This is a genomic window from Paenibacillus sp. FSL K6-2393, from assembly GCF_038002545.1.
GTDB lineage: Bacteria > Bacillota > Bacilli > Paenibacillales > Paenibacillaceae > Paenibacillus.
In genome coordinates this window covers 1,119,741-1,133,227 of sequence record NZ_JBBOCU010000001.1, presented here as the reverse complement: position 1 = coordinate 1,133,227, position 13,487 = coordinate 1,119,741, and the positions used below count along the sequence as shown (strand labels likewise).

Annotated in this window: 8 protein-coding genes, 6 tRNA genes and 2 rRNA genes; 1 reads left to right on the top strand and 15 read right to left on the bottom strand. The window is 48.2% G+C overall.

Going from position 1 to position 13,487, the window contains the following annotated elements; genetic code table 11:
* Positions 1-42: 42 nt before the first annotated feature.
* The 9 genes from MHI14_RS04820 to MHI14_RS04780 all read right to left on the bottom strand — a co-directional run bounded on the left by MHI14_RS04820 (position 43) and on the right by MHI14_RS04780 (position 6,826).
* A tRNA-Asp gene (locus MHI14_RS04820) sits at positions 43-120 on the bottom strand.
* 27 nt (positions 121-147) lie between these two features.
* Positions 148-221: transfer RNA gene (locus tag MHI14_RS04815), tRNA-Met, on the bottom strand.
* A 17-nt stretch (positions 222-238) separates the two neighbouring features.
* Positions 239-314, bottom strand: a tRNA-Val gene (locus MHI14_RS04810).
* Between the two features lie 67 nt (positions 315-381).
* A tRNA-Glu gene (locus MHI14_RS04805) sits at positions 382-453 on the bottom strand.
* Positions 454-462: 9 nt separating this feature from the next.
* Positions 463-554: transfer RNA gene (locus MHI14_RS04800), tRNA-Ser, on the bottom strand.
* A 3-nt stretch (positions 555-557) separates the two neighbouring features.
* A tRNA-Asn gene (locus MHI14_RS04795) sits at positions 558-633 on the bottom strand.
* A 68-nt stretch (positions 634-701) separates the two neighbouring features.
* Positions 702-3,629 (bottom strand): 23S ribosomal RNA (locus tag MHI14_RS04790).
* A 307-nt stretch (positions 3,630-3,936) separates the two neighbouring features.
* Positions 3,937-5,489, bottom strand: a 16S ribosomal RNA gene (locus tag MHI14_RS04785).
* The 16S and 23S rRNA genes sit together here with 6 tRNA genes alongside, the layout of an rRNA operon.
* Positions 5,490-5,947: 458 nt before the next feature.
* Positions 5,948-6,826: a nucleotidyltransferase-like protein gene (locus MHI14_RS04780; RefSeq protein WP_240768309.1), complete on the bottom strand. Its 879-nt coding sequence runs from the start codon at positions 6,824-6,826 to the stop codon at positions 5,948-5,950.
* Between the two features lie 122 nt (positions 6,827-6,948).
* Between MHI14_RS04780 and MHI14_RS04775 the strand changes: the two genes are divergently transcribed.
* The gene (locus MHI14_RS04775) at positions 6,949-7,329 is read left to right on the top strand and encodes a DUF2614 family zinc ribbon-containing protein (protein ID WP_091038591.1); all 381 of its coding nucleotides are present in this window, start codon (positions 6,949-6,951) and stop codon (positions 7,327-7,329) included.
* A 265-nt stretch (positions 7,330-7,594) separates the two neighbouring features.
* On the opposite strand, the gene MHI14_RS04770 is transcribed toward MHI14_RS04775, so the two are convergent.
* The 6 genes from MHI14_RS04770 to MHI14_RS04745 all read right to left on the bottom strand — a co-directional run bounded on the left by MHI14_RS04770 (position 7,595) and on the right by MHI14_RS04745 (position 13,443).
* On the bottom strand, positions 7,595-9,325 hold the full coding sequence (locus tag MHI14_RS04770; protein WP_341129949.1) for a glycosyl hydrolase family 18 protein: 1,731 nt from the start codon (positions 9,323-9,325) through the stop codon (positions 7,595-7,597).
* A 143-nt stretch (positions 9,326-9,468) separates the two neighbouring features.
* Positions 9,469-9,891 (bottom strand): peroxide-responsive transcriptional repressor PerR, encoded by a 423-nt coding sequence (perR, locus tag MHI14_RS04765; RefSeq protein ID WP_026081471.1) that lies wholly within the window; start codon positions 9,889-9,891, stop codon positions 9,469-9,471.
* A gap of 167 nt (positions 9,892-10,058) precedes the next feature.
* Entirely contained in the window at positions 10,059-11,468 is a 1,410-nt protein-coding gene (locus MHI14_RS04760) for a DUF4097 family beta strand repeat-containing protein (RefSeq protein ID WP_341129948.1), read from the bottom strand.
* 26 nt (positions 11,469-11,494) lie between these two features.
* Positions 11,495-12,088, bottom strand: coding sequence for a hypothetical protein (locus MHI14_RS04755; protein WP_341129947.1), 594 nt, complete (start codon positions 12,086-12,088; stop codon positions 11,495-11,497).
* 147 nt (positions 12,089-12,235) lie between these two features.
* A complete protein-coding gene (locus tag MHI14_RS04750) occupies positions 12,236-12,946 on the bottom strand; it encodes an MgtC/SapB family protein (protein ID WP_017692302.1) in 711 nt (236 codons plus the stop codon).
* A gap of 32 nt (positions 12,947-12,978) precedes the next feature.
* Complete coding sequence (locus MHI14_RS04745; RefSeq protein ID WP_133387136.1) at positions 12,979-13,443, bottom strand: GNAT family N-acetyltransferase; 465 nt, start codon at positions 13,441-13,443, stop codon at positions 12,979-12,981.
* Positions 13,444-13,487: the final 44 nt, after the last annotated feature.

Genomic DNA, 13,487 nt, shown 5'->3' with positions numbered 1-13,487 from the left:
ACAGCAGATGTAGTGAACAGTTTGCCTCATGTAAAGATTAAATGGCGGAACCGACGGGATTCGAACCCGCGATCTCCTGCGTGACAGGCAGGCATGTTAGGCCAACTACACCACGGTTCCAGATCACTTTCTCAAAGGAAAGTATAATTGCGGGGGCAGGATTTGAACCTGCGGCCTTCGGGTTATGAGCCCGACGAGCTACCGGGCTGCTCCACCCCGCGTCGTTATAAAGTTTATATGGTGGAGGCTGAGGGGATCGAACCCCCGACCCTCTGCTTGTAAGGCAGATGCTCTCCCAGCTGAGCTAAGCCTCCGAACAACACATTTATGATCATACCATAATCTTGTTGTAAAAATCAACTTCTTTTTTTGAAGTTATTATGACCCGTAGGGGATTCGAACCCCTGTTACCTCCGTGAAAGGGAGGTGTCTTAACCCCTTGACCAACGGGCCTTAATATTATGGCGGAGAGAGAGGGATTCGAACCCTCGAGACGCTTGTGACGCCTACACGATTTCCAATCGTGCTCCTTCGGCCAGCTCGGACACCTCTCCATATGGCTCCCCGAACAGGGCTCGAACCTGTGACAACTCGATTAACAGTCGAGTGCTCTACCAACTGAGCTATCAGGGAATATGCTTCAGAGATCGTTCTCTGAAAACTAGATTCGAAACGAAACACGCGATTTAGAACTTGCATATTTGGATAAGCCCTCGACCGATTAGTACTGGTCAGCTCCATGCATTGCTGCACTTCCACCCCCAGCCTATCTACCTCGTCGTCTTCAAGGGGTCTTACATACTGGGAAATCTCATCTTGAGGGGGGCTTCACGCTTAGATGCTTTCAGCGTTTATCCCGTCCGTACATAGCTACCCAGCGGTGCTCCTGGCGGAACAACTGGTACACCAGCGGTACGTCCATCCCGGTCCTCTCGTACTAAGGACAGCTCCTCTCAAATTTCCTACGCCCACGACAGATAGGGACCGAACTGTCTCACGACGTTCTGAACCCAGCTCGCGTACCGCTTTAATGGGCGAACAGCCCAACCCTTGGGACCTACTTCAGCCCCAGGATGCGATGAGCCGACATCGAGGTGCCAAACCTCCCCGTCGATGTGGACTCTTGGGGGAGATAAGCCTGTTATCCCCAGGGTAGCTTTTATCCGTTGAGCGATGGCCCTTCCATGCGGTACCACCGGATCACTAAGCCCGACTTTCGTCCCTGCTCGACTTGTAGGTCTCGCAGTCAAGCTCCCTTATGCCTTTGCACTCTTCGAATGATTTCCAACCATTCTGAGGGAACCTTTGGGCGCCTCCGTTACTCTTTAGGAGGCGACCGCCCCAGTCAAACTGCCCACCTGACACTGTCCCCGCACCGGATTACGGTACCAGGTTAGAACCTAGATACGATCAGGGTGGTATCCCAACGTTGCCTCCATGGAAGCTTGCGCTCCCACTTCAAAGGCTCCCACCTATCCTGTACAGATCGTACCCAAATTCAATATCAAGCTGCAGTAAAGCTCCATGGGGTCTTTCCGTCTTGTCGCGGGTAACCTGCATCTTCACAGGTATTAAAATTTCACCGGATCTCTCGTTGAGACAGCGCCCAAGTCGTTACGCCATTCGTGCGGGTCAGAATTTACCTGACAAGGAATTTCGCTACCTTAGGACCGTTATAGTTACGGCCGCCGTTTACTGGGGCTTCGGTTCACAGCTTCGGGATTACTCCCTAACCACTCCCCTTAACCTTCCAGCACCGGGCAGGCGTCAGCCCGTATACTTCGCCTTACGGCTTCGCACAGACCTGTGTTTTTGCTAAACAGTCGCTTGGGCCTTTTCACTGCGGCCCCCTCGTGCTATTCACACTACCGGGGCACCCCTTCTCCCGAAGTTACGGGGTCATTTTGCCGAGTTCCTTAACGAGAGTTCTTCCGCGCGCCTTAGAATACTCTTCTCGCCTACCTGTGTCGGTTTGCGGTACGGGCACCTTCACCTGGCTAGAGGCTTTTCTTGGCAGTGTGAGATCATGACCTTCGCTACTACAATTTTCGCTCCCCATCACAGCTCAGCCTTACAATGTGCGGATTTGCCTACACATCAGCCTCACTGCTTAGACGGACATCCATCAGTCCGCGTCACTACCCTACTGCGTCCCCCCATTGCTCATAACGGCTTACGGTGGTACAGGAATTTCGACCTGTTGTCCTTCGACTACGCCTTTCGGCCTCGCCTTAGGTCCCGACTTACCCTGAGCGGACGAGCCTTCCTCAGGAACCCTTAGGCTTTCGGCGGATCAGATTCTCACTGATCTTTTCGTTACTCATACCGGCATTCTCACTTGTATAATGTCCAGCGCTCCTTACGGTACACCTTCAACCCTTATACAACGCTCCCCTACCCCTGATGCAAAGCATCAAGCCATAGCTTCGGTGGTGTGTTTAGCCCCGTTACATTTTCGGCGCAGAGTCACTCGACCAGTGAGCTATTACGCACTCTTTCAATGGTGGCTGCTTCTAAGCCAACATCCTGGTTGTCTGTGCAACTCCACATCCTTTCCCACTTAACACACACTTGGGGACCTTAGCTGATGGTCTGGGCTGTTTCCCTTTTGACAATGGATCTTAGCACTCACTGTCTGACTCCCGGAAGTAAGTCTATGGCATTCGGAGTTTGACTGAGCTTGGTAACCCTTGCGGGCCCCGCACCCAATCAGTGCTCTACCTCCACGACTCTGTTTTCCGAGGCTAGCCCTAAAGCTATTTCGGGGAGAACCAGCTATCTCCGAGTTCGATTGGAATTTCTCCGCTACCCCCACCTCATCCCCGCATTTTTCAACATGCGTGGGTTCGGGCCTCCAGTGCGTGTTACCGCACCTTCACCCTGGACAGGGGTAGATCACCCGGTTTCGGGTCTACGTCCACGTACTAAGTCGCCCTATTCAGACTCGCTTTCGCTGCGGCTCCGGCTCTTCACCTTAACCTTGCACGGGAACGTAACTCGCCGGTTCATTCTACAAAAGGCACGCCATCACCCCTAAAACGGGCTCTGACTTTTTGTAAGCACACGGTTTCAGGTTCTATTTCACTCCCCTTCCGGGGTGCTTTTCACCTTTCCCTCACGGTACTGCTTCACTATCGGTCGCTAGGAAGTATTTAGCCTTGGCAGATGGTCCTGCCGGATTCATACGGGGTTTCACGTGCCCCGCACTACTCGGGATCCGTCTCGGAGGGAACAGACTTTCAACTACAGGGCTTTTACCTTCTTTGGCGGGCCTTTCCAGACCTCTTCGCTTAACCGGTTCCTTTGTAACTCCATGTGAGACGTCCCACAACCCCAAAGAGCAAGCTCTCTGGTTTGGGCTTCTCCGCGTTCGCTCGCCGCTACTGACGGAATCACTATTGTTTTCTCTTCCTCAGGGTACTTAGATGTTTCAGTTCCCCTGGTATGCCTCTACATAACCTATGTATTCAGTTATGAGTAACTGGAAATTACCCCAGCTGGGTTTCCCCATTCGGACACCCCCGGATCAAAGCTTGCTTACAGCTCCCCGAGGCAGTTTCGTTGTTCGCCACGTCCTTCATCGGCTCCTAGCGCCTAGGCATCCTCCGTGTGCTCTTAGTAGCTTAACCATATCGCTCGTGTTCGAGCTGTCACTCCGCTTGGTTTGCTTGCGCAAATCCAAAAGTCGTTCCATTTCGATCACTCGCTCATGCAATCTACCTTATAAACACTTCACTTGTTTACACAAGTTCAGCTAAAAAGGAATGTTCTAATTCGCATTTACTTTCGTTTCGATATCTAGTTTTCAAAGAACAAGCTCCATGCAAAAGCAAGCTGTTTGAGAGTTTGAGCTCTCAAAACTGAGCAACGAGTGAGTGTTTTTGCAGCTAAGCTGCATATTTGAATGTTTCCGTTGCAGGAAACGATTCTCCATAGAAAGGAGGTGATCCAGCCGCACCTTCCGATACGGCTACCTTGTTACGACTTCACCCCAATCATCTATCCCACCTTCGGCGGCTGGCTCCTTGCGGTTACCCCACCGACTTCGGGTGTTATAAACTCTCGTGGTGTGACGGGCGGTGTGTACAAGACCCGGGAACGTATTCACCGCGGCATGCTGATCCGCGATTACTAGCAATTCCGACTTCATGCAGGCGAGTTGCAGCCTGCAATCCGAACTGAGACCGGCTTTGTTGGGATTGGCTCCATCTCGCGATTTCGCAGCCCGTTGTACCGGCCATTGTAGTACGTGTGTAGCCCAGGTCATAAGGGGCATGATGATTTGACGTCATCCCCACCTTCCTCCGGTTTGTCACCGGCAGTCTATCTAGAGTGCCCACCCGAAGTGCTGGCAACTAAATATAAGGGTTGCGCTCGTTGCGGGACTTAACCCAACATCTCACGACACGAGCTGACGACAACCATGCACCACCTGTCTTGAATGTTCCGAAGAAAAGGTACATCTCTGCACCGGTCATTCAGATGTCAAGACCTGGTAAGGTTCTTCGCGTTGCTTCGAATTAAACCACATACTCCACTGCTTGTGCGGGTCCCCGTCAATTCCTTTGAGTTTCAGTCTTGCGACCGTACTCCCCAGGCGGAGTGCTTAATGTGTTAACTTCGGCACCAAGGGTATCGAAACCCCTAACACCTAGCACTCATCGTTTACGGCGTGGACTACCAGGGTATCTAATCCTGTTTGCTCCCCACGCTTTCGCGCCTCAGCGTCAGTTACAGCCCAGAGAGTCGCCTTCGCCACTGGTGTTCCTCCACATATCTACGCATTTCACCGCTACACGTGGAATTCCACTCTCCTCTTCTGCACTCAAGTCACCCAGTTTCCAGTGCGATCCGGGGTTGAGCCCCGGGATTAAACACCAGACTTAAATGACCGCCTGCGCGCGCTTTACGCCCAATAATTCCGGACAACGCTTGCCCCCTACGTATTACCGCGGCTGCTGGCACGTAGTTAGCCGGGGCTTTCTTCTCAGGTACCGTCACCTTGAGAGCAGTTACTCTCCCAAGCGTTCTTCCCTGGCAACAGAGCTTTACGATCCGAAAACCTTCATCACTCACGCGGCATTGCTCCGTCAGGCTTTCGCCCATTGCGGAAGATTCCCTACTGCTGCCTCCCGTAGGAGTCTGGGCCGTGTCTCAGTCCCAGTGTGGCCGATCACCCTCTCAGGTCGGCTACGCATCGTCGCCTTGGTGAGCCGTTACCCCACCAACTAGCTAATGCGCCGCAGGCCCATCCCCAAGTGACAGATTGCTCCGTCTTTCCAGTTTCCTTCAGGCGAAGAAAACAACTATTCGGTATTAGCTACCGTTTCCGGTAGTTGTCCCAAACTTGAGGGCAGGTTGCCTACGTGTTACTCACCCGTCCGCCGCTAACTATCAGAGAAGCAAGCTTCTCTTCAAGTCCGCTCGACTTGCATGTATTAGGCATGCCGCCAGCGTTCGTCCTGAGCCAGGATCAAACTCTCCAATAAAGTATTGAAAAGAGCGATAAGCTCATTTTGAATCTGACGAGATTAAAAATCTCATTTGTGCTCCAGCCGATCCAAGCCAAGGCTTGTTTCCAACTTTTGCGTTCATTCTGCAAGCAGAATGTTTACTCACTCGTTGTTCAGTTTTCAAAGATCAAACACGATTTGTTTCACTTCTTTTTCGTCTCAACCAAGTTTCGGCGGCGACTTAAATAATGTAACACATTTCGTTTGTTTTCGTCAAGAACTTTTTTTGATTTCTTTTTTTGAGGCTTTAGTTCTTCACTTTTCCTCTGAAGAATTTATCGTTTGTTGGCGATAATCTCGTTTGAGGAACGAAATATAATGTATCATATATCGTGAATGAGAGTCAACCTCTTTTTATAAATTATTAAACAAACAAAAAAGGAAGGTTTCCCCTCCCTTATGTGATCAATATAGCGTCAGGCTTCGGGAGGAGGTTATGCCTCAATCCAATACCGAATTTCCCTACCTTCTCCTTCGATCGATGGCCATCCTGCCGATTCTTTTACAATAGAACGAAAGACCAGCTTACGTATAACCAAAGGCAGATCTTCTCGAACAAATCTTAACTGCGGATGATGAACAAGTTCATTCATGCTCCACGGCTCCTTGCGACTTCTTAACACACGCAGCAGCAGTTCTGAGCATTCACTCATTTTGGACATTACGGAAAACTCACAGGCAAGCAGGACAAGCTCTACTCGCTGCTCCAGCGTTTCCGAGCTTACGGTAAGCTCTTGATATAGTTTCCATAAAGCGCGATCCAGATTCTGCACATGTGTCCAGACGGCATGATCCGGGTATATCCCCTGTTCAATCAATACAATTCTTGCCCAGTTCCCCAGAGCCTCCAATACATTGTAGTAGGCGTCTACAACATGACCTTCCTGAATATGACGTTTGGCCTCCACATACATTCTCAAGAAACTGGTGAATTCATGTAGCAGCTTCTGCTCACGCAATTCTGCCCCAAAGGTAGACAGTTCTTCTCGCAAATCACTTAAAGCGCTGTCCGCTTCCCAGATAATCTCACCTTCAATCAGACACTGGGTGAGATTATTATGATTCCCGGTAACTACACTACTCTTTAATTCATGACGGCTTGCATAGATCATTTGATAACGAAGATCACCATATCTGTAATGTCCCACCGCCGACTTCAATTGATCATCATTATGAACAACAAGTACTAATAATTCGAAATCTTGAATTAGGGAGCCGTGGAATCGCTCTCCCGGGTGGGAATAAGCGATAGCCCCAACTGCCCCTGTCTCTTCCGACTGTTCGGACAAAAAAGCAAGGTTCTTTAATTCCACGATTCCCTCCATACATTTCATGGCAGATAAGCGCCAAGTCAGTTATAATGTAATTCTACATCCAGACTGAAGTTTCCTTCTTTTCCAGGTCCAATACTACTCATACGATAGGAGCATTTTTCATGATTTTTAAATCAGCAAAAATTAATGCTTTTCGCACTTGGGGATTACTACTGACCATGCTAGGTATGGGCCTAATGATACTGGGAACAGCCGGGATTGTTTTTTGGGGACATGCAGGCAAGGTATTCGCAGCTGTAGGCCTCGTCATCGGACTGATTGCCATGATGGCCAGTCTAGCCATTTATTTCTGGGCGGGTATGCTCTCCACCAGTGCAGTACAAGTCGACTGTCCGGAATGCGGGAAGTTAACCAAAATGCTTGGCAAAACGGATCGTTGTATGTTCTGTCATACCATCCTCACCCTGGACCCTACTAAAGCCAACATGACCAGTCAACAACTGAAAGCGCCTTCTACACAAGCTCCCCCCACCGATGGTTAGCACGAAATGATCTCCAACCGCTAAATGTCTTTTACCTTAATTTCATTGAAGAACAAAAAAAAGGCCCGGTATGTTTACCGGACCTTTTTTGGACTTGGCTTATAAGTGAGCCCTTGTTGCTGTTATCAATAGCTAAGATATGAAATTATGTTATAAGTTCTACTATCAATAAAACGGTAGACTGCACGTATGATGGTACCCAAGGAGAAAATTTGAGCTTAGCGAAAATAAATTAAAACAAGCAGACACTCTAAGTTCGAGTAAATTATTTCTGGTAACCAGCCTGCTTTAATACCTCCCATGCAGAAGCATTAGCAAAACTCCGATTCCACGCAGCTACTCCGCCCAGCTTCAACGAAGCAATCAAATCCACACGCGCCTGAAGGGACACGGCATCTTCGATCCATATTTTCTTGGTAGCTGCGTCTTCCTTATATTCCACATAGTTCTGTCCACTTGCTTGATCCAGTTCAGGTTTGAGTTTCTTCTCTTGGATCAGCTCCACAATGGTATTCATGCCCACCGCTTTGGAAGACACTTTAACCTCACCCTGATCATTCGTCTCTTCCGTCCATATCCGGGTATAGAGCGGAACCGCCATGATCAACTTGTTAGAAGGGACTTCGTCCTCCTCAAGTATACGTCTCATGGAAGCCTCGGTCCAAGGCAGAGACGCTACCGAACCTGCCTTGGGACTGGCCGCCCAATGTTCATCATAAGCCATCACAATAACATAGTCTGCAAAAGAACCTAATGCACGGCGATCCAGAAAGGCAGACCACATCTCACTGTTTGATTTTGGTGTTACATCGATTGATAACATCAATCCATGTATACGAGCCATCGCCTTGATCTCGCGCACAAACTGCGTAATATTCGGCCCGTCATCTGTATACACGTTCTCAAAGTCGATGTTGATACCATCCAGTTGATACGTCTGTGCATACTCTAACATCTGCTCAATAATATGAGTGCGTGTCTCGTAAGAAGCTACGGCTTCTTTTGTAACGTCCGGATCAAAGCTGTTATCCATGAGTCCCCATACTTCCATACCCGAACGGTGAGCCCAGTTCACATAAGCTTGGTTTCCCTTGCTTTTCACAGTGCCCTGTCCATCCGTAATATGAAACCATGTGGGGCTGACCACGTTCACACCAGGCATTTTACCGATAGAGCCCACATCAGGCTGACGATTGTACACGGCTTCCCAAACCAGATTTACCGGTTTATTCTGCCACTTCTTCTCTGCTGCAGTCAGCGTATACTTGGGCAAGTCCACCTTCTTTTTCTCAGTGAGGACAATATAATCATTATCTACATATCCGGCATATCCATTATCGAGTTGAACAAAACTCTGTTTATCACCCGTCTGCCATACACGTACCCGTGCATCCTTTTCCATATCGGCAATGATTGGTGAGGATTCTCCCCCACGTTTATATAACGGCACCGTCTTGTCCGCTTTGGATGATAATGTATCAATCTCTGCATACTGAATCATGTCTCCTCCACGCATCAGCAGCACAGCACCTGTTACTGAATCTTCCTGTACGGTTATGCCATATACTTCTTTCAAAGGTTTGAGCGGAATATAGGCTTCTCCGTCCTTAACCTCAGGCTTAACTGTCATAGGATAATCTTTGTGATTAAGTTCTGCTTGTGTGCTTCCATCTTTCATATGAAGAACTCGCTGAGGAGAGGCAATGATGATATCTCCCGATTCTGATTCATAACGTATGCCTGCATCAATCGCTTCTTGCAGCACATCTACAGGCAACTTGAGTTGATCTCCTGTACCCAGAGCGTCTCCATCCATCAGTTGCCCGTCTACAAAAATAGGCTGGCTTCTTCCTACCCAGTCGGGGTCTTCATGGGTCTGGTTCAACCATACATTTGTTATAAGCCAGTAAGCCCCCCCGGCGATCAGACAAGCCCCCAGAAAACCGGGCCAAAATGAACGTCGCTTCTGACGTGTATATCTGCTTTTTCTACCCAAACGTCTACCTCCGTTAATTATGCTGATCATAAGGATGTGCGCATAAGTTGTTATAAAGATGAGCCTTTTGCATAAATGCTAAAAAAAAAAAACGTGAAGAATCCATACTGAATTCTGCACGTTAATATTGTAATTCAACTCTCTTAATCCCTGCAACTTTTGCAAACGCCGTATACTTCCAATCGGTGACCGTGTACTTCGAATCCTGTACTAGACTCCGCTTGAAGCTCTACACTTTTGAGTGAAGGATAGCTGAAGTCTTCAATCTTGCCGCATTGATCACAGATAACATGATAATGATCCGTCACATTGGCATCGAAGCGACTTGAATTATCTCCGTATGTCAATTCCCGGACCATGCCAGCTTCCAGAAACATCTTCAAATTATTATATACCGTTGCCACGCTCATACTGGGAAATTGGGGTTCAAGGGCTCGGTAAATTTCATCGGCTGTCGGATGCCCCATGGATTCCATCAGATAGTTCAATATGGCATGACGCTGGGGTGTAATACGGACACCGGTCGTTTTCAGATGCTCCAACGCATGTTGGACACGTGTTGCCATAAAACCCACCGCCTTACCTTTCATTCTCTGGTGAAGAGTAAGTTACTGTCTCCTCGCTCAGAGTTGATTCCCGGCCATTAAGAACGACAATCCATCTTTCATGCCGTGTAATCTTGCCAGTGTACATTTATTGTACGGCGATTACAAGTTTATTGTCAACGCGGCAGTCAAGGAACCTCTGTAGAATCCTCCTGGGAATTTGGTCCGTCCTCGGTAGTCTGTTCCAGATTCTCAGCCGTATCTTCAGAATCAGGTGTAACTGTTTCAGGCGTAGATACAGCCGGGTTGCTCTGAATGGTGAGATCACTGTTGCCTTCAATTTTCACCCTGTACTCGCCCTCACCGAGCTGGCCTTCTATGGTTTTATTCTGTACTTTGAACGGCAGATCCGTACTTAAATCTCCATAACTGCTGGAACCCGCAAGACTGTAGTCTCCACGATCAGGAAGTAATACGTTAATGGCTCCCACCGCACTGTACACATCCCAGTCCCCTCCGACTTTGGTAGATATGATGTTAATACTGCCATTAAGCGATTGGGCTTTGATTCCCAGATTGGCTCCATCCAGCGTAATATTGCCGTTGCGTGTCTCTGCGGTGAATTCACCAACGGAGTCCGCAATACTGATACTTCCCACTTGTGTAGTAAGATCTACATCGCCGGAAATACCGCGAGCCTTCATGTCGCCACGGTTACTGTCCAGATCCACATTACCGATGGCGTTGGCTACAATGACATCTCCGTTCAACGTTTTCCCTGAGATATCTCCAACAGCATTGGTAATCCGGATACGTCCGTTACCCGTTTCGGCCAGTATGGTACTAATGGCTTCCGGACGGTTTAATAATATGGCTCCATTGGAAGTTCGAATATCCAGATTAAAACGACGATCATCCGGGATCGTAATGGTAAGATTCATCCGTGGCTGCGTTTTTTCATTGTCTCCATACGTCTTGCCTGTAGCCTTGATATAAATTACTTTTGTACCATCGGTCTCTACAAAAGAGGCTGCTGCAACGGCCTTTGCCTGTACTTCCGTCGTCTGATCTACCCAGATCACCGTCCGTACTTCAATCTCATCCGTATCTCCGCGTTGTACCGAGATATCTCCGTTGACACCTTCGACCACAAGATCCGACGTATCCATGCGAACAGGTACACGAATCGTGCCCTTATCCTCCATATATCCTGCCGCTTGACTGTAGTCCATGGATGCCGCTCCGAGATTTAGACTCACTCTATTCCATAAGTGCATGTAGTGATCCTGCTCGGTGACGATAAATACGGAAGCTGCCATAATCAGTGAGGTTAGAATGCCTTTGGCATCGGGTCTGAAGCGTACTTTGATTTGCTCATCAGGATTGCTCGGGTTATCCGATTGCACCTTGTTTCTTCTGCGTGTCCACAGGAACAGCACAATATATTCAACACCTAAAACAACGAGCAAAAATGGCCACCAGTCCACCATCTCATATACATAGTCAGTTCCCCACCGTTTATCCAAAATCAACAGCACACCGACCGCTATGATTAAGGCGGCAGCCGTATAGCGGCCAACCCGGACTTTACGGTTCATCACGTTCCCTCCTTGTGTCGTTTCCACTACATTTTTTTCTTGTTCAACATCACCCAGAACTCACGACCAAACAGAAGCAAACCGCCTACGATCATGAGAACCGCAAATGAATATCCGCCGTACATGGCGAGAATCTCTTGAAACCAACGTGGTTTGCGGAAAAACAGCACCATCAAAGACCCTCCCACAATCAGAAGTAATCCAAACGATATGCCTCTCTCCCAGACCATCATTGCATCTCGTGTAGAACGTTCATTGGATATCGGCTTGTCCGAAGCTGCCTGGGTTACGGCTCTACGTCTGCGCATCATGACCCAATCCGCAGATTGCAACACATCATATACATTGTAAAAGTAAATAACCGGGATACACAAAGCCAGTAAGATGAGCAATGGCACATTGATCTGTATTCCAATGGATGAGAAGTACAATACTGCTGACAGATCAAGCAAAACAAGCAGCATAAAGGTCAAACCTCTCATGTACAATCTTAGATAAATATGACCCAGCCCAGGAATAATGGCACTCAGTAATCCCGCAATAAACTTGTGAGTCCGATTCCTGACCGGTTTTGCCTGGACTGAACGGTTCTTTTTGTTCAATTGACGTCTCCGTTTCATAACATACTCCTCTCTTCTGATCTGACCTTCCGCTCTTCATGCATTTGGTTAGATAGTACCCTAAAGAGCAAGGAGAGTAACTGGAAGAAATATGGATATGACCAAAAACCCTCCGGCACTACTGGCCTGGGGAGGGTTGTAATTCATTTATTCGATCGACACCTTGGTAACGTGTTCCCACTGTCTTAACTTGGATACCAAGCCTACCGTTTGGAAATCATGCGGTACCTGAACATGTAAAACAATCTCAATTTTACGTTCAACCGACACCATCTCTGCATAAGCCAGGTCTTGTTCATTCACGGTGATTTTACGAATTTTGATCTTTTCCTGCTCCATACATGAAGACAGTTGTTCGAGAAAACCGGGTTCTGACAAGGTATGAAGTGTAACAACATGCAGTTTATTCCCTCGTAAATACCTCAGCTCTAATTTGTTAAAGACCCAGAGATTAAGCAATACCAGAACGGTTGATACGATAGAGGCAAAAAAGAATCCCGCCCCTGCTGCGAGCCCAATGGCTGCAACAACCCAGATTGAAGCAGCTGTAGTCAGTCCGGTAATGGATTTTCCCGTGAAAAGAATTGTCCCTGCTCCCAAGAATCCGACACCAGTAATTACAGCAGTAGCCAGACGTGCTGGATCGATCCTTACATTTAATTCATTAGCAAAATCTTTAAAGCCATAAACAGACAACATCATAATCAGTGCAGAGCCAAGACATACCAGGATATGGGTACGCAAACCGGCAGCATGATTGGACCGTTCCCGCTCCAGGCCTACGAGCCCTCCAAGCAGCATAGCCAGCAATAATCGTAATAAAATGTGCCACTCATCAATGAACCAGGGATCGCCCAAAGTCGGTATTCCTCCTCAAGTTGTTAATATTATTAAAGTTTATTCTTGTGAAAAGTCGTTAATTCCACTCCAGGTGCAATCTGTGTGACCTCCACGGGATTAAAACCAAATTTGGTGTACAGATTGACTGCGGGTTGGTTCAGCGTTCCTGTGGAGACGATATAACGCGGAAGATCCGCATGCTGTTCCAACACATACGTCATCAAAGATGCCGCAATTCCCTTGCGAAAGTGATCCGGGTGCACCATCATTCGTGTGATGGTCAGTGTATTCTCCTCTTCCTCCGCCACAGCGACAGCCCCGATAAGATCTCCGTCATCATGGATACAACCGTAAAAGCTCTCTCCACAATCCCGAAGAGTCTCCATCGTATCCATCAAAGGAGGAATCTCCTGGAATCCGATGATTTCGGCTTCCAATCGGTAAGCTACATGTTGTAGTCTCCATAACTGTCCCAACGTCTCCAGATCACTCAGTGACAATGGTTGAATGTTCATATCCGTTCCCCCGTCCGAAATACATTTGTATCTATCAATACCAA